This window comes from Aeromonas sp. XH, from assembly GCF_033348475.1.
GTDB lineage: Bacteria > Pseudomonadota > Gammaproteobacteria > Enterobacterales > Aeromonadaceae > Aeromonas > Aeromonas sanarellii.
The window spans coordinates 3961475-3985017 of record NZ_CP137630.1 but is presented as its reverse complement, the minus strand read 5'-3'; the positions used below and the strand labels follow the sequence as shown (position 1 = coordinate 3985017).

Here is a 23543-nt window from a genome sequence, read left to right as displayed (position 1 = left end):
AACCGACATCGGAGCGTAAATGGCACAACCCAGACTGAAGATGCGCCTCGGCGACCTGCTGGTTCAGGAGCAGATCATCTCGGATGATCAGCTGCAGCTCGCCCTGCAGCAGCAGCGCCACACCGGCCGCAAGCTGGGCACCACCCTGATCGATCTCGGCTTCATCAGCGAGGTGCAGCTGCTGACCTTCCTCGCCCGCCAGCTGGACGTGCCCTTCTTCGATCTCAACAACCTCACCATAGACGCCGCGGCCGTGACCCTGCTGCCCGAGGTGCAGGCGCGCCGCTACCGGGCGCTGGCCGTCAACCTCACCGACGACAAGGTCACCGTGGTGATGTCGGATCCCGCTGACTTGAGCGCCCTCGATGCCATCGCCGCCCTGCTGAGCCCGCGGGAGCTGGTGCTGGCGGTGGCGCGGGAAGGCCAGTTGCTGGAGTATTTCGACCGCCTCTACCGCCGCACCCGGGAGATCGAGAACTTCGCGGTGCAGCTGCACGAGGAGCACCAGGAGACCGGCTTCGAGCTCGGCACCGGCGGCCTGAACGCCGGGACCGACGAGGGGGAGGCGACGGTGGCCAAGCTGCTGCGCTCCCTGTTCGAGGATGCGGTGCAGGTGGGGGCGTCGGATATCCATATCGAGCCGGACGAGAAGGTGCTGCGGATCCGCCAGCGGATCGACGGGGTGCTGCACGAGAACATCCTGAGCGAGGTGCGCATCGCCCAGGCGCTGGTGCTGCGCCTGAAACTGGTGGCCGGCCTCGACATCTCGGAGAAGCGGCTGCCCCAGGATGGCCGCTTCAACATGAAGGTGCGCGGCCGCGACGTCGACGTGCGGATGTCCACCATGCCGGTGCAATACGGCGAGTCCGTGGTGATGCGCCTGCTGGATCAATCCTCCGGCATACTGTCCCTGATCGAGACCGGCATGCCGCCGGCCATACTGACGCGCTTTCGCCGCCAGTTGCGGCGTCCCCACGGCATGATCCTGGTGACGGGCCCCACCGGCAGCGGCAAGACCACCACCCTCTATGGCGCGCTCTCCGAACTCAACCAGGCGAGCCACAAGATCATCACGGTGGAGGACCCGGTAGAGTACCGATTGCCCCGCATCAACCAGGTGCAGGTCAATCCCAAGATAGGCCTGACCTTCTCCCAGGTGCTGCGCTCCACCCTGCGCCAGGATCCGGACATCCTGCTGGTGGGGGAGATGCGTGACAGCGAGACGGTGGAGATCGGCCTGCGCGGCGCCATCACCGGCCACCTGGTGCTGACCACATTGCACACCAACGACGCCGTCACCAGCGCCCTGCGCCTCATCGACATGGGAGCCCCCGGCTACCTGGTGGCGAGCGCCCTGCGGGCCGTGGTGGCCCAGCGCCTGGTGCGGCGAGTGTGCGAACACTGCGCCTGCGAGACGGCGCCGGACGAGGGTCAGGCCACCTGGCTCTCCGTATTGTCTGGGGAGGCGCCCGGCCAGCACAGCTATCGCAAGGGGCGCGGCTGCCAGAGCTGCAACTTCACCGGCTACTCGGGCCGGATCGGGGTCTACGAGCTGCTGGAGCTGGATCAGCCCATGATGGACGCCCTGCGGCGCAATGACGCCGAGGGCTTCGCCCGGGCGGCGCGGGAGCACGAACACTACAGGCCCCTGGCCCTCACGGCGCTCGACTATGCCCGGGAGGGGATCACCTCGGTGGACGAGGTGCTCAGGCTGGCGGAGGATCTGGGGTAAGTCATGACTCACACCCATAGCAGTGAATCACAGTGCCCCCCGGGCGATCGAGGTCGCCCATGAGCCGCTTTGCCTACAAGGGGCGCGACAGCCAGGGGCAGGCCGTCAGCGGCGTGGTGGAGGCCGCCAGCGAGCTGGCCGCCGCCGAGCAGCTGATGCGCCGCGGGGTCATGCCCACCGAGTTGAAGGCCGGCCAGGCCAGGTCTGCCGCCATCGACTGGTCCCTGCTGCTGGAGGGGAGCGTCAAGCTGGAGGAGCTGGTGGTGTTCAGCCGCCAGATGTATGCCCTGACCCGGGCGGGCATTCCCATACTGCGCGCCATCGCCGGGCTGGAGGAGAGCGCCCACAGCAAGCCCCTCAAGCGGGCGCTCCACGCCCTGGGAGAGGATCTCGGCAATGGCCGGCCGCTCTCGAGCTCCATGCAGGCCCACCCCAGGGTGTTCAGCAGCCTGTTCGTGGCCATCATCCACGTGGGGGAGAATACCGGCCAGCTGGAGGAGGCCTTCCTGCAGCTCGCCAACTACTTCGATCTGGAGCTGGAGACCCGCAAGCGGATCAAGACCGCCATGCGCTACCCCAGCTTCGTGATGATCGCCATCGCCGTCGCCATGGTGATCCTCAACATCATGGTGATCCCGGTCTTTGCCAACATGTTCGCCAAGTTCGGGGTGGAGCTGCCGCTGGCGACCCGGATCCTGCTCGCCACCTCCCACTTCTTCGTCCACTACTGGTGGCTGCTGCTGGCCATCCTGGTGGGGGCTGTCGTCGGCTGGCGCCGCTGGGTTGCCACGACCAGGGGCAGGCTGGCCTGGCACAGATGGCAGCTCAGACTGCCCATCGTCGGCTCCATCATAGAGCGCTCCCTGCTGGCCCGCTTCGCCCGCAGCTTCTCCATGATGCTCAAGGCGGGGGTGCCGCTGAACACGGCGCTGACCCTGGTGGCCGATGCGGTGGACAATGCGTATATGGCGGGGCGGATCCGCGACATGCGGGGCGGCATCGAGCGGGGTGAGAGCCTGCTGCGCACCGCCGGGGCCAGCGGCCTGTTCACCCCCCTAGTGATGCAGATGATCGCGGTGGGGGAAGAGACGGGCCAGGTGGACGAGTTGCTGCACGAGGCGGCCGAATATTACGAGCGGGAGGTGGACTACGACCTCAAGAGCCTCACCGCCCGCATCGAACCCATCCTGATCGGCATAGTGGCGGTCATGGTGCTGGTGCTGGCGCTCGGCATCTTTACGCCCATGTGGGACATGATGCGTGCCGTGCGCGGTCAGTGATGTGGTCCGGCATCTTCACTCCTCCTGGTGGGGGACATGATGCGTGCCGTGCGCGGTCAATGATGTGGTTCGGCATCTTCACTCCTCCTGGTGGGGACATGATGCGTGCCGTGCGCGGTCAATGATGTGGTCCGGCATCTTCACTCCTCTTGGTGGGGGTCATGATGAGGGCCGTGCGCGGTCAATGATGTGGTCCGGCATCTTCACTCCTCTTGGTGGGGGACATGATGCGAGCGGTGCGCGGTCAATGATGTGGTTCGGCATCTTCACTCCTCCCGGTGAGGGGCATGATGCGAGCGGTGCGCGGTCAGTGATGTGGTCCGGCATCTTCACTCCTCCTGGTGGGGGTCATGATGCGTGCCGTGCGCGGTCAATGATGTGGTCCGGCATCTTCACTCCTCTTGGTGGGGGTCATGATAAGGGGCGTGCGCGGTCAATGATGTGGTCCGGCATCTTCACTCCTCCTGGTGGGGGACATGATGCGAGCGGTGCGTGGTAGACAAGGGGCGGGAAGGCATGAGCAGACAGTCGGAGCAGGATCAGCGTTGGCTGGGAGGATACAGGCGGATGGTCGCCCTCGTCCTGCTGCTGGTCATCCTTACCACCCTGGCCACGAGCTATCGCAGCCACCGGGAAGAGGCGCTGGCGGTCAGCCTGAGCCTGCTCGGGGAGCAATTCGCCGAGCGGGTCCAGCGGCTGCACGGGCGCTGGCTCGATGAGCGGCGCCCCGCCGTGCTCCATGCCGAGGGGCTGGCCTGGCAGTTCGACGATCGGGGCTGGCCCCTGGCGGTCCTGCCGCTGGGCTCGCCATCCGAGAACTGCCGCCGGTTGTGGCTGGCCCTGATCGGCCCAGAGGATCGGGCCCTGCCAGCCTGGCAGGCCCTCGCCAGCCGGGATGGGGGGGGGTGCGAGTTTGGCTGGGAAGGCCAGTGGCTGAGCTACCGTTTTCGCGATGGCCGGGTGGGCAAGCCTTGAGCCGGTACGCTCAAGTGCTTCAGCGGCATGATTTTTTTCTGTTCACATGAAATAATGCGGACCATTACGGAGGCAGCATGGCAGCAAAGAGAGTGAGTCCTGGCCGGATGGCCGGTTTTTCCCTGATCGAGCTGGTGATCGTCATCGTGATCCTGGGGATCCTGGCCGTCACCGCCTTGCCCCGCTTCCTCGACGTGACCGACGAGGCGAAGAAGGCGAGCGTGGAGGGGGTGTCCGGCGGTTTCGCCACCGGGGTCTCCCTGGTGCGGGCCCAATGGGAGGCCGAAGGACGGGCCAAGCAGGACGGGCTCAATACGGTGCTCTATGACGGCTCCCGTTTTTACCTGACGACGCCAACCGACAGCCAGGTCAGCAATGGCGAGCTCTCTCCGGGGTATCCCATGGACACGGCGGCGAGCGGCGCTCCCGATGTGGATCCGGCCAATCTGACGGCGGCCCGCTGCCTCAATATCTGGGAGGGACTGCTGCAGAATCCTCCCAAGGCGACTGCCAGCTTTGACGAGGTGCGCGGTAGCGGCAATGACCTGAAGTTCTATGCCACCGTGAGCAACAACGGGCTGGATTCGGTCTGCCGTTACTATCTGGTCAACAGCCTGAGCAAGGGCAGTGATGGGCGCTATCAGGACCCGCAAGGGAGCACCGATGCCTACATGAGTTTCAGTTATCGCCCGGCCTCAGGCCAGGTGACCACCCATATCAATTGATAAACCGAGGAAAACGCAATGAAGAAGCAATCGGGTTTTACCCTGATCGAACTGGTGATCGTGATCATCATCCTGGGCATTCTGGCGGTCACCGCCGCGCCCAAGTTCCTGAATCTGCAGGATGATGCCAAGAAGTCTGCCGCGCAGGGCGTGCAGGCTGCCGTAAGCAGCTCCGCTCAGCTGGTCTATAGCAAATCTGCGTTGGAAGGTGAAGAGCGAGTGAGTAGTGCGTCTGTAACCGGTTCTGATGGTACGGCCATTGAAACAGCTTATGGCTATCCGAAAGCATCTGATGCAGGGATCAAGAATGCGGTGACAATCGATGGCTCCTGGAGCGGCAAGGTTTCCAGTGCTCCGGGTAACTATGTCTTCTCTACCAGTAGCTCCAAATGCACCGTGAACTACAAAGAAGCGAGTGATACCTCTGCTGCCGTAACAACGCTCAGCGGTTGCTAATCGTTTTGCTCTGGCGAGGCTTCGGCCTCGCTTTTTCTTTATCCCTGATATTCCCGATGAGAGCGTGAATGACGACAACCAAGGGTTTCACCCTGATTGAACTGGTGATCGTGATCCTGTTGCTCGGGATTCTGGCCGCCTTTGCCGTGCCCAAGTGGCTGGGCAAAGGCGGCTTTGAAACCCATACGCTGCGCGACGAGCTGGTGGCCCGGCTGCGGCTGGTGCAGACCATGAACATGCAGGAAGGGGAGGCGCGCTGCACCCAGCTGGTATTGGAGGCGGGGCGCTTTGGCCATCTGACCAGGGCGAGCTGCGCCCCCGCCCCCATCTCCGGCTGGAGTGCGGATGAGCAGACCCGTGGGCGTCTGGTCACGGCCTCCGGTGGCGTCTCCCTCCCCCAAGGCAGCTTCTCTTTCGACAAGCGAAGCGGTCGTCCGCTCTCACCCTCAACCTGCATCAATGGCTGCAATCTGGTGGTGAGCAGCGGGCAGGAGAGCGCCCGGCTGCGCATCGAGCCGGAAGGTTATGTCCATGCGATCCCTTAAGGCCCGGCGCGGCTTCACCCTGATAGAGTTCGTGGTCGGCATGGTGCTGCTGGCCGTGGCGTTGACCGGTATTCTGGGGCTGCTCATCAACCAGGCGCCCCAGTCGGTGGATCCGGTACAGCAGGTGCGGGCGGCCCAGCTGGCCCAGCGCATCCTGAACGAGGTGCTGGAGAAGTCCTTCGATGAGCATTCCGATCACAACGGCGGCCGTTTTCGCTGCGGCGAGACCGCCGGCACGCCTCCCATAGCCCATGCCCCCTGCACGGCGAGTGCCGACTATGGCCCGGACGGCGGCGAGACCCGTCCCTATGAATTCAACGACGTGGACGATTTCGACACCGGGGGCAGCTGGGTGGCGGCCAACCGCTTTACCCAGACCGCGGCCGGTGTCAGCGAGGAGGAGTATCGCCACTATCGGGTGAAGATCGCGGTCGTGCCGGACGCGCTCTTTGGCAGCACGGGCCATGGTGCCGAGTCCATCGGCAAGCGCATCGAGTTGGCCGTGCGGCTGCCGGATAAGAGCGAGCTGGCCTTTGCCCTCTATCGGGGGAACTATTGATGGACAAGCCGCATTCCCCTTATGCCGCGTCCGATTGCGCATTGGTTACCACAACCCGTTACCGCGTCCGATCAGGCTTCGCTCATCGAACCTGCGCCCAACCCAGGCGTATGCAGGGCTTCACCCTGGTCGAACTGGTGATGGTGATCCTGCTGCTCGGGGTCATGGCCACCTTCTCCAGCCAGTTCATCGGCATCGGCACCCAGATCTACGGGGACGCCAGCCGCCGCGAACAGCTGATGAGCGATGCCCGCTTCGCCCTGGAGCGGCTCAATCGCGAGGTGCGGGACGCCGTGCCGGGCTCGGTGCGCATCGAGGACGAGGGTGGCAGCGCCATGGAGCAGGGGGTCTGCCTGCGCTTCTGGCCCATCGTCACCGCCAGCCGCTACCTGGGCACCGGCCTCGGCAGCGATCTCGCCATAGTGACGCCGACCGTGCTTCCCAGGCAGGATCAAGACCTTGCCATCGTCTATCCCCTCGCCGATCCCCTGCTGACCCTGGATCAGGGCTGCCTGCACGGCAGGTGCGTGGCCAAAGTCGATACCGTGGGGAGCCCGGTCTCGGGGGCGCTGCCGCTGACGGTGCAGGGCACCTTCGCCAAGGGCTCCCCGGGGCAGCGCATCTATTTTGCCAGCCGGCAGGTGCGCTACTGCGTGGCGGGAAGCCGGCTGATGCGGGCCAGCGCCGCCATCGGAACCGATATCGCCGCCAGCACGCCGGTTTTGATGGCCGAGCATGTCCGCCCGGCGGCTCACTACTTCTACCGGGAGCCCGCCGCCTTCAGCCAGAGCGAGGTGGGGCTGAGGCTGGAGTTCGAGCAGCGCGGCGAGCGCGTCCTCTTCAACCACAAGCTGGAGACGCTCAATGTCCCCTGACGCCCGCCCCCTTCCCCCCGGCACCCAGCGTGGCAGCGCCATCATGATCGCCCTCTTCGTCATCGTCATCATGGCGCTGCTGGCCGCGGCCATGGGGCGCTTCCTGGTGGACAGCGGCGAGAAGCACGGGGTGGAGGTGCGCGGAGTGCGGGCCCTGATGGCGGCCCAGAGCGGGCTGGAGATCGCGCTGTACCGGCTCTATCCCAATGACGAGTGGACCGCCCAGCGGTGCGATGCATCGACCACGACCGCCTTTGCGCTGCCCGGACTGGCGGATTGCGAAGCCGAAGTGAGCTGTCAGCAGATCACCGTGAGCGCGGCCGGCGGGACCCAGACCGGCTACAGATTTCGCAGCGAAGGGCGCTGCGGCGATCCGGGTGTGAACAGTGGCCCCAACCCGGACTTTGCCGTGAGCCGTACCCTGGTGGCGGAAGCCTTCGATGGAGGGAATCCATGATCCTGCGTTTCTGTGGCGCCATGCTCCTGTTACTGTTCGACCTGCCGGCTCATGCGGTGCTGAACTGCAATAGTGTCTTTCCTGGCCCTATTCAGAGTCACGATGCGGCGGGCACCCTCTACATGCAGTCCGGCGCCCGTGTTGAGAGTTACAAGGGGTTAGAGGTCTGTTTCAAGCGGGTAACGGGTTACGACTATGAGATGAGCCCGCAGGCCTGCGGCACAGGCAAGTGCCAAGTGACCGGGGTAGCCAGCCTGAAGCAGAGCAGACCCACCTTCCCCGGCAGCACGGATCCCGCCAGCTATACCGTCGCCAACTGGACGACCCCCAGCGTCATGCTCGGGACCACCCCCAACTACGGCAAGGCGGCCAGCAGTAGTCGCTGGGATCTCGGCAACCTGACCATAGACGGCTCGGTCGCGGCGAATGGCTCGGGAGAGGTCAGTTTCTCGGACGCTTACTCAAGCTATGTGATGAAGAACGTGACGTTGCAAAACAACGGTGTGATGACGTTGACTGCGGGCAAGACCTATATCATCGAGGGGGATCTGACCCTGAGTTCCGGCACCATCAGGTTGGTGGGCCTGGGTATCACCTCGCTCTATATCAAGGGAAACTTCACAGTTCACAACGACGCGCGATTCCAGACTGGCGCCGGACTCAATGTATATGCGGTTGGTAATCTGCTGTTTACCGGCAATGGCCAGCTGGAGGGGCGTTATTATGCGGAAGGGGACGCTACCTTCGAGAATCAGGTGGTGCTGAGAGGCCAACTAAGTGCCAGGCACGTCAACTTGAAGGGCGACAGCAGGGTCATCTACGACGTGGCTTCCTCCACCTGCAAGGATATCTTTACCGATCCCCCGACGGAGGGGGCCAGCATGACACCGCCCCCCGGTGTGCTGGTGCCCCCCCTTGGGGATCTGGTGTGCAGCAAGCAGGGGAGTGGCACCAGCTGCACCGGCCACAGCGGCAACAGCTTCGGACCCGGGGATCACGACTTCGACGACGGCACCATCAGCAACCAGGCCGAGATCATCGCCACCGGCGTGACGGCGAGGCTCTATTTCAACAACCTGGATCTGAACAACGCCAGGCTCAACCTCCAGAATCCGCCCGAGCATCTCTTCATCTACGTGAAGGGGGATCTCTCCATCGCCGGCCAGAACCAGATCAATGCCGTCGTCTATGTGGCGGGCAATGTCCGCATGGCCGGCAACGCCACGCTCGAAGGGGCGCTGGCGACGGGAGGCAATGTCGATATCAGCGGAAACGGTGACTACTACTTCGATCAGGATGCCGTCGACAAGGTGGACCTCGGTGGTAACACCTGCGGGGGGAGCACGGGCGGGTCCCAGATCGATCACTTCGAGCTCAGCCACTCCGGCCAGGCGCTCACCTGCAACCCCGAGACTGTGGTCATCAAGGCCTGTGCCGATGCGAACTGTTCCCGGCTCGTCGCCGAGCAGGTCAGCGCGTCCCTGAGCCTCACCCCCGATACCGCCAGCAATGGCTGGGTGGGGGGCAGCCAGCTGACCTTCAGCGGCGGCTCGACCACGACACGGCTGCACAACAACACGGCGGGCACGGTGACCATGGGCGTGGCCAGCTCGACGCCGGCATTCCAGCACCCGACCCTGTGCCAGGCGGGCGGCGGAGTGCCTAGTGTCGCCGCCTGCACACTCAGCTTCGCCGACAGCGGCTTCCTGTTCGATGTGCCGGATACCCTGGCGAACAAGCCGCAGGATGTGGTGATCAGCGCCGTCAAGAAAGACGATGCGACCAAGCAGTGCGTCCCCGGCTTCGCCGGCGTGAGCAAGCCGGTCAGCTTCTGGGGGTCTTATGTCACCCCCAATGCCAATGCATTTGGCAGTCAGATCCGGATAGATGGCAACCCTGTCTCGACTTATGCCGCCAATGTGGCTTCGCCGGCGGGCACTGTCATCAACGTGAACTTCGACAGCCAGGGCAAGGCGACGCTGAAGCGAGTGAACTACCCGGATGCGGGCCAGATGCGGCTCAATGCCCGCCACGATGGCAGCGGCGACACGGCAGGCCTGGTGATGACGGGGTCGGATCTGTTCGTGAGCCGCCCGGTCGGGCTCTGCATCACGCCAACTCAGGGGGCCTGCGCGGCAGGGGATGCCAGTTGTCCGGTGTTCAAGAAGACGGGGGAGGATTTCCAGCTGAATATCGCGGCCGTGGCCTGGCAAGCGGACGATGACAAAGACTTGTGCCGCGACAACCTGGCGACCCCCAACTTCGCGCTGGCCAATATTGCGCTGGGCAGCGAGCTGGTGGCCCCCAAACCAGGGGAAGAGGCGGTGGTCGGTACGGCCAGTTATGACCACTCAAACGCGAAAGGCAGCAACAACCTCAACCCCGTCGGCCAATCGGTCAACGAGGTCGGGGTCTTCCGGATGACGGCGACCCCCCCGGCAGCAGGCTATTTCAACTACACCATCCCCGCCGCGACCAGCGTGCCGTTGGGGCGCTTCGTGCCCTGGGACTTCCACCTGGTGAGCGGCACCGTCACCCCGGCCTGCGGCGGCTTCAGCTACATGAGCCAGCCGTTTGGGGTGCAGACGACGGTACAGGCGCGCAACAAGGAGGGGGGGATTACGAAGAACTACCGTGGGGCCTTTGCCAGGGGCACGCTCTCCCTGGTGGCCGCCAACGACCAGGACGGGGTGGATCGCTCCAACCGGCTGGATCCCCTGGTGACCAGCTGGTCCGCTGGCGTGGCGGACTTCACCGGCCAGAGCCGCTTTATGCGATTGCGCGAGCTGACCCCGGGCCTGACAGCACCAGAGGAGCCCCTGCGGGCTCTGCGGCTCGGCCTCAGGGTGGCGGACGGTGAAGCTCCCGAGACCAGCTTCCTCGCGGATCGGGACATGAATCCGGCCGTGACGGGTGACTGCCAGGCCGGGGTGAGCTGCACCGCGAAGCAGCTGCAGATCCCGCAGGGAACGAGCGACACCATGATCGCCTACTACGGCCGGCTGCTCGCCAGCACTCGTCAGGGGGAGGCCAGCGCCCCGCTGGCGCTGCCGCTCCAGGTGCAGTATTTCGAAGGGGGCCGGTGGCGCGTCAACCAGCAGGATCTCTGCACCCGGCTGTCCCTGGCGGGGGACGGCATTCTCTTCACCGATCCCGAGCAGCATTATGACGCCGCGACCGGGGACCTGAGCCTCAAGGATGGCACCCGGATCCGCCTCGGCCTGGGTCAGGTCGCTCCCGGCGGCAGCCAGGCCAGTGTCGAGGGCGGGGAGACCCGGTTCCACTTCGCCGCGCCGAACCAGAGCGTGCGCATTCCCTACCGGATACAGCTGGACAAGCTGCCATTGCAACCCCTGGCTCCGCTCTGGCTGGCGGACCCGGCCACGGCGGATCACCTGCTGGGAGAGGCCATCTTTGGCCGGGATAGGGGCAATGACCGCATTATTTATCGCCGTGAAGTGATGCCCTGACATCCGTGCGGCGGCGGGGAGAGAGACGCATTGCTGTACAGCCGCGTCTTATCTCCTTGTTTCTTAGTGTTTGTCGGCCTGAGCGGGTGAGTGATGACTCGCATTTTTGTCGCGCCTGATTGACTGGCGACAGTTTGAGCGCTTGCCCATTGGGGTGGGCATTGGTAAAGTTAGCCGGTTTTCTGCACCTCCAAATTCTTAGGATTTCCCGTAGCCATGTTCAAAAAGCTCAGAGGCGTCTTTTCCAACGATCTGTCGATCGATTTGGGAACTGCCAACACCCTGATCTACGTAAAAGATCAAGGGATCGTCCTTAACGAACCCTCAGTTGTCGCCATTCGCCAAGAGCGCGGGAACGCCAAATCGGTCGCTGCCGTCGGTCATGCCGCCAAGCAGATGCTGGGTCGTACCCCTGGTAACATCTCCGCCATTCGTCCGATGAAGGACGGCGTGATCGCCGACTTCTACGTGACCGAGAAGATGCTGCAGCACTTCATCAAACAGGTTCACGACAACAACTATTTCCGCCCCAGCCCGCGCGTGCTGGTGTGCGTGCCGTGCGGCTCCACTCAGGTCGAGCGCCGTGCCATCAAGGAATCCGCTCTGGGCGCCGGCGCCCGCGAGGTCTACCTCATCGACGAACCCATGGCTGCCGCCATCGGTGCCGGCCTGCCGGTCTCCGAAGCGACCGGTTCCATGGTGGTGGACATCGGTGGCGGTACCACAGAAGTGGCCATCATCTCCCTGAACGGTGTGGTCTACTCCCAGTCCGTGCGCATCGGTGGCGACAAGTTCGATGAAGCCATCATCAGCTACGTGCGTCGCAACTACGGCAGCCTGATCGGTGAAGCCACCGCCGAGCGCATCAAGCACGAGATCGGCTCCGCCTACCCGGGCGAAGAGGTGCGCGAGATCGAAGTCCGCGGTCGCAACCTGGCCGAAGGGGTGCCGCGCAGCTTCACCCTGAACTCCAACGAGATCCTGGAAGCGCTGCAAGAGCCGCTGTCCGGCATCGTCTCCGCCGTCATGGTGGCCCTGGAGCAGTCTCCGCCCGAGCTGGCGTCCGACATCTCCGAGCGCGGCATGGTGCTGACCGGTGGTGGCGCCCTGCTCAAAGACATCGACCGTCTGCTGATGGAAGAGACCGGCATCCCGGTCGTCGTGGCTGAAGATCCCCTCACCTGTGTCGCCCGTGGCGGTGGCAAGGCGCTGGAGCTGATCGATATGCACGGTGGCGATCTGTTCCACTACGAATAAGACCCAAAGCCGGCCGAGCGCCGGCTCTTTTTTGACGACTCATGAAACCCATCTTCGGTAGAGGCCCTTCGCTTCAGTTACGGTTGTTTCTCGCCGTCATCATCTCCGTCGCTGCCATCGTCGCGGATTCCCGCTTCGGTGTGTTTGCGCACGCCCGCGTCTATCTGAGCTCCCTGGTGAGCCCGCTGCAGTACATCGCCAACGCCCCCGGCACCCTGCTCGACACCATGTCGACCCAGGTGCAGACCCGTGCCGACCTCATCGAGCAGACCAAGCAGCAGGAGCAGCAACTGTTCACCCTGCGCTCCCGGCTGCTCAAGATGGATCAACTGGAGCACGAGAACCAGCGTCTGCGCGAGCTGCTGGGGTCGCCGGTGCACAAGGAGTCCCGCAAGATGGTGGCCGAGCTGCTGTCGGTGGATTCCGACCCCTTCAGCCATCAGGTGCTGATCAACAAGGGGGCGCTGGACGGCGTCTACAACGGCCAGCCGGTGATCAACGATCAGGGGGTGGTCGGCCAGGTGCTGCACGTGGGATCCACCACCAGTCGCGTCCTGCTCATCACCGACTCCAGCCACGGCATCCCGGTGCGGGTGCTGCGCAACGACCTGCGCGCCATCGCCTCCGGCAGTGGCGAACTGGACAAGCTGGAGCTGCGCAACCTGCCGCGCAACACCGACGTCCAGGTCGGCGATCTGCTGGTCACCTCGGGCCTGGGCGGCCGCTTCCCGGAAGGCTATCCGGTGGCGACCGTAACCCGCTCCGACTACGTGGAGGGCAAGCCTTTCGCCCAGATCGAGGCCAAGCCCCTGGTGGCGCTGGACCGTCTGCGCTACCTGCTGCTGCTGTGGACCGACAAGAAACCGGAAGTGCACGACAAGGATGAGGAGCCCGCGGCGAGCGCCTCGGCGGCGGGGGCGACGCGCTGATGCTGCAACCCGCCAGCGGCAGGATCTGGATCTGGTGTTCGATCCTGCTGGCCCTGTGTCTCTCCATCCTGCCGCTTCCGTTCCAGTTCGAGCCCTTCCGGCCGGACTGGCTCGCCATGGTGCTCATCTACTGGGCGCTGGCGCTGCCGCACCGCACCAACGTCGGCACCGCCTGGGTGGCGGGCCTGCTGCTGGACGTGCTGCTCGGCAGCACCCTCGGGGTGCGGGCCATGGCCATGGCCATCACCACCTATCTGGCGGCCTTCCAGTTCCAGAAGATCCGCAACTTCTCCCTCTGGCAGCAGGCGCTGATCATCGGCCTGCTCTCCCTGGTGGGGAAGATCACCGTGTTCTGGGCCGAGCACCTGTTCAGCCGGGCCAGCCTCAATTTCGCCTATTTTTGGTCGACGTTGACGACGATGTTAATATGGCCCTGGATTTTTATGGTCTTGCGCAAGGTGCGGCGTCGCTTCAATATCAAGTGAATGTGAGCAAAAACAACGGATTGTGACCACGCCTCGCCCCATTGAGTGAATATGAACAAGCACAACGAACTGCAACTCTATCTCGCCTCGGGCTCGCCCCGCCGGCACGAACTCCTGACCCAGCTGGGCTACCGCTTCGAGGTGCTCAGGCTGGATGTGCCCGAGCAGCGCGGCGAGGGGGAGAAGCCCCAGGACTACGTCTGCCGGCTCGCCCGCGACAAGGCCATGGCCGGCGTGGCCGCGGCGCCCACGGCGCTGCCCGTGCTGGGGGCGGACACCATAGTGGTGCTGGGGGAGCGGGTGCTGGAGAAGCCCTCCGACCTGCTTGACGCCAAGGACATGCTGGAGGCGCTCTCCGGACGGGTGCACCAGGTGATGACGGCGGTGGCCCTGGCCACCCCGGATCGCTGCGACGTGCGCCTGGTCACCACCAACGTGGCGTTTCGCAAGCTGGACGAGTCCGAGATCGAGGCCTACTGGCGCACCGGCGAGCCGTGCGACAAGGCCGGCGCCTACGCCATCCAGGGCATTGCCGGCAAGTTCGTCAGCCGCATCGAGGGGAGCTACAGCGCCGTGGTCGGCCTGCCCCTGCTGGAGACGGATCTGTTGATCAAGCAGCACGTCGAGCAGACCCGGTAATCCTCCCGTCAGCGGTGCGCTGCTGAGTTACCCGTCGTTCGTCGTGCCAGAATTCAAAACTAGAAAGGCAAGGTAACTTATGTCGGTAGAACTGCTGGTGAACGTCACCCCCTCCGAGACCCGGGTCGCCCTGGTCGAGAACGGCCTGCTGCAGGAAGTGCACGTGGAGCGCCAGGCCAAGCGCGGCATAGTGGGCAATATCTACAAGGGCAAGATCAGCCGGGTGCTGCCCGGCATGCAGGCCGCCTTCGTCGACATCGGCATGGACAAGGCCGCCTTCCTGCACGCCTCCGACATAGTCCCCCACACCGAGTGCGTGGCGATCAAGGAGAAGGAGCAGTTCCAGGCCGGCAACATCGCCGAGCTGGTGCGCCAGGGGCAGGACATCATGGTGCAGGTGGTGAAAGATCCGCTGGGCACCAAGGGGGCCCGCCTCACCACCGACATCACCCTGCCTTCCCGCTACCTGGTCTTCATGCCGGGGAGTGCGCATGTGGGGGTGTCCCAGCGCATCGAGTCGGAAGCCGAGCGGGAACGCCTCAAGCGCACCGTGGCCGGCTATGTGGACGAACTCGGTGGCTACATCATCCGCACCGCCGCCGAGGGGGTGGGGGAGCAGGAGCTGGAGCAGGACGCCGCCTTCTTGAAGCGCCTGTGGCGCAAGATCCTGGAACGCAAGCAGAAGTACCCCCCCTGCAAGATCCTCTACGAGGATCCCAGCCTGGCGTTCCGGGTGGTGCGCGACTTCGTCGGGGCCGAGCTCGACAAGATCCGGGTCGACTCCCGCCAGAGCTTCGATCAGCTCAAGCGCTTCACCGAGGAGTACGTGCCCGAGCTCGCCAACAAGCTGGAGTACTACTCCGGCGAGTCGCCGATCTTCGATCTCTACGACGTGGAGAACGAGATCCAGCGCGCCCTGGAGCGCAAGGTGGAGCTGAAATCCGGCGGCTACCTCATCATCGATCAGACCGAAGCCATGACCACGGTGGACATCAACACCGGCGCCTTCGTCGGTCACCGCAACCTGGAAGAGACCATCTTCAACACCAACGTCGAGGCGACCGCCGCCATCGCCCGCCACCTGCGGCTGCGCAACCTCGGCGGCATCATCATCATCGACTTCATCGACATGCAGTCCGAGGATCACCGCCGCCGGGTGCTGCACAGCCTGGAGCTGGCGCTGGCCAAGGACAGGGCCAAGACCAACGTGAACGGCTTCTCCCAGCTCGGCCTGGTGGAGATGACCCGCAAGCGCACCCGCGAGAGCCTGGAGCACGTGCTCTGCGCCGAGTGCCCCGAGTGCAAGGGGCGCGGCCGGGTCAAGACGGTGGAATCGGTCTGCTTCGAGATCCTGCGGGAGATAATCCGGGTCAACCGCGCCTACGACGCGGATCAGTTCACCGTCTACGCGGCGCCCTCGGTGGCGGACTACCTGAGGGGCGAGGAGTCCCACAGCCTGGCGGAGCTGGAGGTCTTCATCGGCAAGCAGGTCAGGGTGGTGAGCGAGCCCCTCTGCGGTCAGGAGCAGTTCGACGTGGTGATGATGTAATTGGTCTATCGCTGGCTGAGTCGGGGCTGGTTGGCCCTCGGAGTCCTCTTCGTGCTGCTGGCCGTCCTGGTCAGCGTGGTGCGCCTCGGCGGCCCCCTGCTCAACCAGCACCGACAGGCCGTGATCGCGACCCTGCTCGGGGAGAGCCAGCTGGAGGTGAGCGTCGAGCACGTCGGGCTGGACTGGACCCAGCGCGGCCCCGCCCTCGAACTCGAAGGACTCGTCATCGCCCCGGACTCGGGCCGCTTCTCCCTGCGGCTCGGCAAGGTCTGGGCCCACCTCGACTTCTGGCGTTCCCTCAACGACTGGAAGCCGGTGTTCGGCCAGCTGCTGCTCAGCGACGGCGACATCGCGCTGGATCTGACTAAGCCCGCGGACCCCGCCAGCGGCAAGGGTCCGAACCAGCAGGAGGCCCTGCTGCGCTTCCTGCTGACCCAGCTCTCCACCTTCGACATTCACGACAGCCGCCTGAGCCTCACCACGGCGCTCGGGGAGGTGCGCGCCCTCAACATCGCCCAGCTGCGCTGGCAGAACCGCGGCAAGCGCCACCAGGGGGTCGGCAAGGCCTACCTCATCAACGGGGTGGGCGAGAGCACCCTGGACCTCATCATCGACGTGGATGCCCCGCAAGTGCGCCTCGACAGGCTCAAGGGGCAGCTCTATCTCGGGGCCAGCGAGCTCGACATCAGCCCCATGCTGGCCAGGATCCACGCCGGTGAACCCAGGGTCACCGGCCAGCTCGACTTCCAGCTCTGGAGCGAGTTCGAGGGGGGCCGGCTCGGCAACTCCCTGCTGGCCTTTGGCAACAACCACCTGATCTGGCAGGACGAGGTCAAGGGAGAGCCGCACCGCCTCGATCTGCGGGGCGGCAAGATCCAGCTGCGCCGCGACGGCGAGGAGTGGCAGCTCGCCAGCCACGACGTCACCTTCAAGCTCGACGGCGCCACCTGGTTGCAGAGCCGTCTGCAGCTCGAACGGATGGGGGATCGCATCCAGGGCTATGTGCCCGCCATCGATCTCGACCAGGTGGCCAACCTGAGCCAGCTGGTCTCTGGCCTCTATCCCGAGCTGACCGAGACCCTCAAGCGCACCCGGCCCAGGGGCCAGCTGCAGGATCTGCTGCTGCAGGCCGACGGGGACTGGCAGGGACTCTCCCTGAGCGGGCAGCTCAGGGGCTTCGAGACCCGGGCCTGGCACGACGTGCCCGGCCTGCAGAAACTGGACGGCGACTTCTGGCTGACCCCGACCGGCGGCAGCGCCCGCCTGAGCCTGGGCAAGGGCAAGGTGGATCCGGCGCGCCACTTCAAGGTGCCGATCCCGGTGGACAGCCTGAGCGCCAGGCTCGACTGGTGGCAGACTCCAGAGGGGTGGGTGCTCTACGGCCAGGACATCGCCCTGGAGAACCCCGACCTGCGCCTCGCCAGCCGTTTTCGCCTGGAGCTGTTCGATCATCCCTTCCTCGCCCTGACCGGCCGCATCGACGTCAAGAATGCGGCCCATGCGGATCGTTACTACCCCCTTGCCGTGATGAGCGATGGCCTGGTGGACTACCTGAGCGGGGCCATCAAGGGGGGCAGGGCCAAGGGGGCGGATCTGCTCTGGTACGGGGAGTTCCGGGACTTCCCCTATGACAATGGCAAGGGGATCTTCCAGGTGGCGGTGCCGCTGGAACAGGCCACCTACGAGTTCTTCCCCGGCTGGCAGCCGCTGACCGACCTGCAGATCGATCTCCTGTTCCAGAACGCGGGGCTGGACATGCGCAGCCGCTCGACCCGGCTCGGCAAGGCCAGCTCCGACTCGGTCCACGCCTGGATCCCGGATCTCTCCCCCGGCGCCCACCTCTATGTGGATGCCAGGGTCGAGGGGGAGGGGCAGGCCGTCAGCGACTACCTGCAGGACTCGCCCCTCGGCGGCTCGGTGGGGAAGGCGCTGCAGGAGGTGGAGATCCGCGGCCCCATGAAGGGCACGGTCAAGCTGGACATACCGCTGGACGGCAAGGGGGAGGTCCAGGCCAGGGGGGACGCCAGCTTCCACGACAACAGGGTCAGGATCGCCGCCCTGGATCTGCCCCTGGAGAAGGTGGCGGGCAGGCTCGAATATGACAATGAACACACGCGCATTCACAACCTCAAGGCCAGCCTCTGGAACCAGCCGCTGACCCTGGACTATGAGGGCAGGCTGCTGCCCCGTGGCTATCAGGCCGACCTCAAGTTCAGGGGCAGCTGGGACAGCCGCCGCCAGCGCCGGGACATCCCGGCCCTGGAGCTGCTCCAGGGGAACAGCAACTGGGCGGGCAGCCTGGGGCTGACCCTGCCGGAGGACAAGCCTTTCAGCTTCCAGCTGGCGCTGGACTCCAGCCTGCAGGGGATGGGGCTGGATCTGCCCGCGCCGCTCGCCAAGGCGGCCGGCAGCCGGCTGCCGCTCAAGGTGACCGCCCGCGGTCGCGATGGCAGTGCCGACATCCGCGCCGTGCTCGGGGCGGACGTGGACATGCAGGGCCGCCTGGTCTACGGCGAGGGGGCTCCCTACATGAGCCGGGTGAGGGTCAACGTCGGCCAGCCCGGCGCGCGCGTGATCCAGGACAGGCCCATGCTGCTCGCCATCAACCAGCAGCAGGCGGACGTGGCGGGCTGGCTGGGCAGGCTCACGCGCTGGCTGCCCGGCAAGGGGCAGGAGACGACCGGCAATGCGGTGGTGGGCCCCGCCTTCCTGCCCCAGGAGTGGTGGGTGGACGGCCAACTGGCCCGGGCCGACATCGGCACCGCCACCCTCAAGGCGGTGCACTTCACCGTGGGGCCGGTACAGCAAGCCACCGAGGTGATGATCGACAGCCCGGACGTGATGGGGGTGGTGCGCCTGCCGCTGACCGACCGCCAGCCCATCGACGCCAGGTTTGCCCGCATCCACTGGTCCGGCAAGGGGTCGGACCTGAGCCCGGATCCCGATGCGCGCCAGGACAAGGCCATCATGGACGCCATCCCCTGGCTGCGCTTCAGCTGCGTGGACTGCCGCTTCGGCGAGCTGCCCCTGGGCGAGGTGAAGGGGGAGCTGGTCCCAGGTGCCAACCGGCTCGATCTCAAGGGGCTGGAGATGCGCCTGGCCGGCAGCACCCTGCGCGGCGGCGCCGAGTGGCTGGCGCGTGCCGGCCAGATGCAGACCCGGGCCCGGCTCCACCTCGACACCCCGAACAGCGAGCTGCTGCTCAAGCGGCTCGGTTTTACCTCCCCCATCGGCGATGCGCCGGGCAAGCTGGCGCTGGATCTGAACTGGCGCGATACCCCCTACCGGCTGAGCCTGCCGACTCTGGCCGGCAGCGCCGACTACCAGCTGGAAGGGGGGACCCTGCGGGAGGTGAACGACAAGGGGGCGCGGCTGCTCTCCCTGCTCAGCCTCGACTCCCTGCTGCGCAAGCTGCGCCTCGATTTTCGCGACGTCTTCGACAAGGGCTTCTACTTCGAGTCCATGTCCGCCTCGGCCAAGGTCAGCCAGGGGGTGGTGGAGAACAAGGACTTCTACATGAAGGGGGCGGCGGGCAACCTGCGCGGGGAGGGGATCGCCGATCTGGTGCGCTGGCAGCTCGACTACGATCTGAGCTTCTCGCCGAACCTGGGGGGGACCCTGCCTGTGGTGGCGGCCTTCTCCCTGACCCCGATCACCGGACTCTACGTGCTGGCGCTCTCCAAGCTGCTGGAGCCCGTGGTGGATGTGGTGACCCGCATCGACTTCAGGGTCTCGGGCCCGCTGGACGATCCCAGGCTGATCGAGGCGGGGCGCAACCGCGCCCGCATCAAGCTCAACCAGCAGCAGAAGGAGGCGGTGGACGCGGTGGCGCCCAGCCTGCCCGCCGAGGAGGTGACCCCCTTCCTGCTCACCCCCAAGCACGGCGGGCCGGCCCAGCGTTGAGCCGGCCATCTTCCGCGCCGGGCGGCGAGGGGGCATAGTGCTGCCTGATACCCTGGATGCGATGTGCATCCCGGGGGGCCAAACAACGACAAGGAGCGAGTCATGTGGTTAGCCGCAATACAACTGGTGTCAGGCCGTCACTGGCAGGACAACCGGGCACGGATTGACGCCGAGCTGGCGGCCCTGCCGGCACGGCGTCCCCTGCTGGCCCTGCTGCCGGAGAACTTCGCCCTGTTCGGCGAGCGCCAGGGTTATCTGGACGGTGCCGAGACGATAGGGGAAGGCCCCATCCAGCAGCAGCTGGCCGCCTGGGCCAGGGAGCACGGGATCTGGCTGGTGGCCGGGGCCATGCCGACCCGGATCCCGGGGTCGGACCATATCCACACCAGCTCCCTGGTGTTCGACCCCAGCGGTGAGCTCAGGGGTCACTACCACAAGATCCACCTGTTCGACGTGGACGTGGCGGACAATCACGGCCGCTACCGGGAGTCCGAGACCTTCAGCCCCGGCGAGGTGCCTGTGCTGGTGGACTCCCCCCTTGGTCCCCTCGGCCTGTCGATCTGTTATGATCTGCGCTTTCCCGAGCTGTACCGCCAGCTGGCCCGGGCCGGCGCCCGGGTGCTGCTGGTGCCTGCCGCCTTCACCGCCGTGACCGGCGAGGCACACTGGGAGCCACTGCTGCGGGCCCGCGCCATCGAGAACCAGTGCTACGTGGTGGCCGCCAACCAGGGGGGCACCCACGAGACGGGGCGCCAGACCTGGGGCCACAGCATGGTGATCGACCCCTGGGGCCGGGTGCTGGCGTGTCGGGAGACCGGACAGGGCACAGTGCTGGCGCAGATGGATGCCGGCCTTGTCGAGGAGTTGAAGCGCACCATGCCGGTGCTGGATCATGCCCGCCTGCTGTGAACCTGCGGCCGTGGATTTAACCGTTACGACATCTCGCATGAGAGTGGAGAGAAAGATTTGAGTCTATTGAGCCAGGTTAGTGCCGCATTGTTGGCCCCGAACGACCTCGACGAAGGGCGCCTGCAGCAGCTGCTCGGCAGCCTGATGAGCCATGAGGTGGAGTTCGGCGACCTCTATTTCCAGCGCAGCTGGCACGAGTCCTGGATGCTGGAGGACGGCATCGTCAAGGACGGCAGCTACAACATCGATCAGGGGGTGGGGGTACGCGCCGTCAGCGGCGAGAAGACCGGCTTCGCCTACTCGGACGAACTGAGCCTGCTGGCGCTGCAGCAGTCGGTGACCGCCGCCCGCGGCATCGCCGCCGCCGGGGCCCGGGGCAAGGTGAAGGCCTGGGCCAGAACCGAAGCGAATCTGCTCTATCCGGCCATGGACCCCCTGCAGACCCTCGACAAGCAGCAGAAGATCGCCCTGCTGGAGCAGATGGACAGGTTCGCCAGAGGCCTGGATCCCGCCATCAATCAGGTGATGGCCTCCATCAGCGGTGTCTACGAGGAGATCCTGGTGGCTGCCACCGACGGCACCCTGGCCGCCGACGTGCGCCCCCTGGTGCGCCTGTCGGTGACCGTCATTGCCGAGAAGGGGGATCGCCGGGAGCGCGGCAGCGCCGGCGGTGGCGGCCGCTTCGGCTACGATTATTTCCTCGAACTGGACGGGCTGGAGAGCCGGGCGTTTGGCTATGTACGCGAGGCGGTGCGCCAGGCCCTGGTGAACCTGGAAGCCATAGACGCGCCGGCCGGCACCATGCCGGTGGTGCTCGGCGCCGGCTGGCCCGGCGTGCTGCTGCACGAGGCGGTGGGCCACGGTCTGGAGGGGGACTTCAACCGCAAGGGCTCCTCCGCCTTCGCCGGCCGCATCGGCGAGCAGGTCGCCTCCAGACACTGCACCATAGTCGACGACGGCACCCTGCCGGGTCGACGCGGCTCCGTCTCCATCGATGACGAGGGGACGCCGGGCGGCTACAACGTCCTGATCGAGAACGGCATCCTCAAGGGCTATCTGCAGGACAAGCAGAACGCCCGCCTGATGGGGGTGCCGCTCACCGGCAACGGCCGCCGCGAATCCTACGCCGCCCTGCCGATGCCGCGCATGACCAACACCTACATGCTGGCGGGCCAGTATGATCCGGCGGAGATCATCGCCTCGGTGAAGAAGGGGATCTATGCCCCCAACTTCGGCGGCGGCCAGGTGGACATCACCTCCGGCAAGTTCGTCTTCTCCGCCTCCGAGGCCTACCTCATCGAAGACGGCAGGATCACCGCGCCCATCAAGGGCGCGACCCTGATCGGCAACGGCCCCGAGGCCATGAGCCAGGTCTCCATGGTGGGCCGTGATCTCGCCCTGGATCGCGGGGTCGGGGTCTGCGGCAAGGAGGGGCAGAGCGTGCCGGTCGGCGTTGGCCAGCCTACCCTCAAGCTGGATCAACTGACCGTGGGTGGCACCCAGTAAGGCTCACTCGCCCTCTCGAACCCCGGCCCGGTGCCGGGGTTTTTTATTGGCCGGGGAAAAGGCAACAAAAAGCCCCGGACAGGGCCGGGGCTGGTGAAGGGGGCTCGGATCAGTTGACCGAGATGGCGCGGGCGTCGATGAAGAACCGGGCGTGGCCCTGGGCATCCACCCTTATCTGGGCAACCAGACGATCCTTCTGCTTGAACTCCCACCTCGTCTTGATCCGGGTCAGGGCGGGGCTGGCGGCCCCGACCACGTTCAGATATTCATGAAACAGGCTGTAGCTTCCAATCTCGGTCAGCATCTTTTCCATTTGCATATCTCCTCAAGTGACGGGGTCTGCGTCAGTCAGGCTAACGACGACCCTCTGAACCCTGCCTGTACAAAAATCAGACTACCTCACCTGTGGGTGGGCAACATGATCGGGCGCAAGATCCAGGGCGATTCTCGAGACGGATGACAGCGTTTTCAGTCAGGGCTGGCGCGGCAGGGAGAGATGATCCAGGGTGCCGGCGCCGGCCTGGGGCGAGGCGGGCGCCGTCTGCGGTGCCGGGGCGCCGTGGAACACGGGATCCTGGGCCACCTCCTTGACGCCGTTGATGCAGAACTGCATGCCCATGCACACCAGCAGGAAACCCATGATCCGGGTCATGGCGTCGATCCCGGTGGCGCCGAGGATCTTGCACACCGGATCCGCCAGCTTGAGCACGCCCCAGCTGATGAGGCTCATCAGGGCGAAGGCGGTCACCATGGCGGCATAGATGACGAAGCGGTCGGCCTCCGCCGGCAGCTCGGCTATCTGGGCCGCACCGCTGATCACCAGGGCCATGGTACCGGGCCCGCACATGCTGGGCATGGTGAGCGGCACGAAGGCGATGCTCTGGTTGGTATCGACGCCGGCGGCCTGGCTCGGCGCAGGGAATAGCATGCGAAAGCCGATGAAGGCGATGATGAGGCCACCGGCCAGGCGCAACCCCGGGATGGAGATCCCGAACAGATCCAGGATGGAGGATCCGATGAAGAAGCTGACGCAGAGGGTGGCGAACAGATAGATGGCGGCCATGTTGATCTGGCGGCGTATGTGCTCGCGGGACATCCCCTTGCTCAGACCCAGCAGCAGGGTGGCCGTGGTGGGGGGGTTGACCATGGGCAGCAGGGCCAGCAAGGCGATGAAGACGACCTGGAAGAACATCGTGTACCTCGGGGTGGTTGGCAAACAACAGGGCCAGACGGGGGTCTGGCCTCAAGGGGGGGGCTACTCTATGGGAGCCCGGCTGAATATAGCCGGAATG

General features: G+C 65.5%; 20 protein-coding genes. 18 read left to right on the top strand and 2 right to left on the bottom strand.

The features are described from left to right. Positions 1–19: 19 nt before the first annotated feature. The 18 genes from mshE to tldD all read left to right on the top strand — a co-directional run bounded on the left by mshE (position 20) and on the right by tldD (position 22251). Positions 20–1732 (top strand): MSHA fimbrial ATPase MshE, encoded by a 1713-nt coding sequence (gene mshE / locus R2B70_RS18410; protein ID WP_318162187.1) that lies wholly within the window; start codon positions 20–22, stop codon positions 1730–1732. A gap of 59 nt (positions 1733–1791) precedes the next feature. Further along, a complete protein-coding gene (locus R2B70_RS18405; RefSeq protein ID WP_318162186.1) occupies positions 1792–3012 on the top strand; it encodes a type II secretion system F family protein in 1221 nt (406 codons plus the stop codon). Between the two features lie 516 nt (positions 3013–3528). Continuing rightward, entirely contained in the window at positions 3529–3987 is a 459-nt protein-coding gene (locus R2B70_RS18400) for a hypothetical protein (RefSeq protein ID WP_318162185.1), read from the top strand. Between the two features lie 77 nt (positions 3988–4064). Continuing rightward, positions 4065–4712, top strand: coding sequence for a type II secretion system protein (locus R2B70_RS18395; protein WP_318162184.1), 648 nt, complete (start codon positions 4065–4067; stop codon positions 4710–4712). A gap of 18 nt (positions 4713–4730) precedes the next feature. After that, positions 4731–5168 carry a prepilin-type N-terminal cleavage/methylation domain-containing protein gene (locus R2B70_RS18390; RefSeq protein ID WP_209793778.1) on the top strand — a complete coding sequence of 146 codons (438 nt, stop codon included), beginning with the start codon at positions 4731–4733 and terminating at the stop codon, positions 5166–5168. Between the two features lie 68 nt (positions 5169–5236). After that, entirely contained in the window at positions 5237–5713 is a 477-nt protein-coding gene (locus R2B70_RS18385; RefSeq protein WP_318162183.1) for a prepilin-type N-terminal cleavage/methylation domain-containing protein, read from the top strand. Next, positions 5700–6272, top strand: coding sequence for a prepilin-type N-terminal cleavage/methylation domain-containing protein (locus R2B70_RS18380; protein ID WP_318162182.1), 573 nt, complete (start codon positions 5700–5702; stop codon positions 6270–6272). Before R2B70_RS18385 ends, R2B70_RS18380 begins: the two co-directional genes overlap by 14 nt. Before the next feature lie 110 nt (positions 6273–6382). Further along, positions 6383–7147, top strand: a complete 765-nt coding sequence (locus R2B70_RS18375; RefSeq protein ID WP_244462938.1) for a PilW family protein — start codon at positions 6383–6385, stop codon at positions 7145–7147. After that, positions 7137–7604 carry an MSHA biogenesis protein MshP gene (locus R2B70_RS18370; protein ID WP_412055152.1) on the top strand — a complete coding sequence of 156 codons (468 nt, stop codon included), beginning with the start codon at positions 7137–7139 and terminating at the stop codon, positions 7602–7604. The genes R2B70_RS18375 and R2B70_RS18370 overlap by 11 nt, the downstream gene beginning before the upstream one ends. After that, positions 7601–11074, top strand: a complete 3474-nt coding sequence (locus tag R2B70_RS18365) for a DUF6701 domain-containing protein (protein WP_318162181.1) — start codon at positions 7601–7603, stop codon at positions 11072–11074. The genes R2B70_RS18370 and R2B70_RS18365 overlap by 4 nt, the downstream gene beginning before the upstream one ends. Positions 11075–11290: 216 nt before the next feature. After that, positions 11291–12331: a rod shape-determining protein gene (locus R2B70_RS18360; protein ID WP_005308111.1), complete on the top strand. Its 1041-nt coding sequence runs from the start codon at positions 11291–11293 to the stop codon at positions 12329–12331. A gap of 41 nt (positions 12332–12372) precedes the next feature. Continuing rightward, positions 12373–13260, top strand: a complete 888-nt coding sequence (mreC, locus tag R2B70_RS18355) for a rod shape-determining protein MreC (RefSeq protein WP_318162180.1) — start codon at positions 12373–12375, stop codon at positions 13258–13260. Next, positions 13260–13745, top strand: coding sequence for a rod shape-determining protein MreD (mreD, locus tag R2B70_RS18350; RefSeq protein WP_010672635.1), 486 nt, complete (start codon positions 13260–13262; stop codon positions 13743–13745). The genes mreC and mreD overlap by 1 nt, the downstream gene beginning before the upstream one ends. A 51-nt stretch (positions 13746–13796) precedes the next feature. Beyond that, complete coding sequence (locus R2B70_RS18345; RefSeq protein ID WP_128342118.1) at positions 13797–14384, top strand: Maf family protein; 588 nt, start codon at positions 13797–13799, stop codon at positions 14382–14384. A gap of 79 nt (positions 14385–14463) precedes the next feature. Continuing rightward, positions 14464–15933 (top strand): ribonuclease G, encoded by a 1470-nt coding sequence (gene rng / locus R2B70_RS18340; protein WP_039040432.1) that lies wholly within the window; start codon positions 14464–14466, stop codon positions 15931–15933. Next, positions 15934–19836, top strand: coding sequence for a YhdP family protein (locus R2B70_RS18335; protein WP_318162179.1), 3903 nt, complete (start codon positions 15934–15936; stop codon positions 19834–19836). Between the two features lie 102 nt (positions 19837–19938). After that, positions 19939–20745 (top strand): carbon-nitrogen hydrolase family protein, encoded by an 807-nt coding sequence (locus R2B70_RS18330; protein WP_216991199.1) that lies wholly within the window; start codon positions 19939–19941, stop codon positions 20743–20745. 57 nt (positions 20746–20802) lie between these two features. Further along, positions 20803–22251 carry a metalloprotease TldD gene (gene tldD / locus R2B70_RS18325; RefSeq protein WP_318162178.1) on the top strand — a complete coding sequence of 483 codons (1449 nt, stop codon included), beginning with the start codon at positions 20803–20805 and terminating at the stop codon, positions 22249–22251. Between the two features lie 109 nt (positions 22252–22360). Here tldD and R2B70_RS18320 read toward each other — a convergent pair whose 3' ends face one another. Both R2B70_RS18320 and R2B70_RS18315 read right to left on the bottom strand, forming a co-directional pair. Then, complete coding sequence (locus R2B70_RS18320) at positions 22361–22564, bottom strand: hypothetical protein (protein ID WP_042077957.1); 204 nt, start codon at positions 22562–22564, stop codon at positions 22361–22363. Between the two features lie 159 nt (positions 22565–22723). Next, positions 22724–23443 (bottom strand): MarC family NAAT transporter, encoded by a 720-nt coding sequence (locus tag R2B70_RS18315; protein WP_209793770.1) that lies wholly within the window; start codon positions 23441–23443, stop codon positions 22724–22726. Positions 23444–23543 lie beyond the last annotated feature (100 nt).

Excerpts from the sequence above, each read along its gene's own strand:
- mshE (WP_318162187.1), top strand. The coding sequence starts at position 20 with ATGGCACAACCCAGACTGAAGATGCGCCTCGGCGACCTGCTGGTTCAG.
- R2B70_RS18405 (WP_318162186.1), top strand. The coding sequence starts at position 1,792 with ATGAGCCGCTTTGCCTACAAGGGGCGCGACAGCCAGGGGCAGGCCGTC.
- R2B70_RS18400 (WP_318162185.1), top strand. The coding sequence starts at position 3,529 with ATGAGCAGACAGTCGGAGCAGGATCAGCGTTGGCTGGGAGGATACAGG.
- R2B70_RS18395 (WP_318162184.1), top strand. The coding sequence starts at position 4,065 with ATGGCAGCAAAGAGAGTGAGTCCTGGCCGGATGGCCGGTTTTTCCCTG.
- R2B70_RS18390 (WP_209793778.1), top strand. The coding sequence starts at position 4,731 with ATGAAGAAGCAATCGGGTTTTACCCTGATCGAACTGGTGATCGTGATC.
- R2B70_RS18385 (WP_318162183.1), top strand. The coding sequence starts at position 5,237 with ATGACGACAACCAAGGGTTTCACCCTGATTGAACTGGTGATCGTGATC.
- R2B70_RS18380 (WP_318162182.1), top strand. The coding sequence starts at position 5,700 with ATGCGATCCCTTAAGGCCCGGCGCGGCTTCACCCTGATAGAGTTCGTG.
- R2B70_RS18375 (WP_244462938.1), top strand. The coding sequence starts at position 6,383 with ATGCAGGGCTTCACCCTGGTCGAACTGGTGATGGTGATCCTGCTGCTC.
- R2B70_RS18370 (WP_412055152.1), top strand. The coding sequence starts at position 7,137 with ATGTCCCCTGACGCCCGCCCCCTTCCCCCCGGCACCCAGCGTGGCAGC.
- R2B70_RS18365 (WP_318162181.1), top strand. The coding sequence starts at position 7,601 with ATGATCCTGCGTTTCTGTGGCGCCATGCTCCTGTTACTGTTCGACCTG.
- R2B70_RS18360 (WP_005308111.1), top strand. The coding sequence starts at position 11,291 with ATGTTCAAAAAGCTCAGAGGCGTCTTTTCCAACGATCTGTCGATCGAT.
- mreC (WP_318162180.1), top strand. The coding sequence starts at position 12,373 with ATGAAACCCATCTTCGGTAGAGGCCCTTCGCTTCAGTTACGGTTGTTT.
- mreD (WP_010672635.1), top strand. The coding sequence starts at position 13,260 with ATGCTGCAACCCGCCAGCGGCAGGATCTGGATCTGGTGTTCGATCCTG.
- R2B70_RS18345 (WP_128342118.1), top strand. The coding sequence starts at position 13,797 with ATGAACAAGCACAACGAACTGCAACTCTATCTCGCCTCGGGCTCGCCC.
- rng (WP_039040432.1), top strand. The coding sequence starts at position 14,464 with ATGTCGGTAGAACTGCTGGTGAACGTCACCCCCTCCGAGACCCGGGTC.
- R2B70_RS18330 (WP_216991199.1), top strand. The coding sequence starts at position 19,939 with ATGTGGTTAGCCGCAATACAACTGGTGTCAGGCCGTCACTGGCAGGAC.
- R2B70_RS18320 (WP_042077957.1), bottom strand. The coding sequence starts at position 22,564 with ATGGAAAAGATGCTGACCGAGATTGGAAGCTACAGCCTGTTTCATGAA.
- R2B70_RS18315 (WP_209793770.1), bottom strand. The coding sequence starts at position 23,443 with ATGTTCTTCCAGGTCGTCTTCATCGCCTTGCTGGCCCTGCTGCCCATG.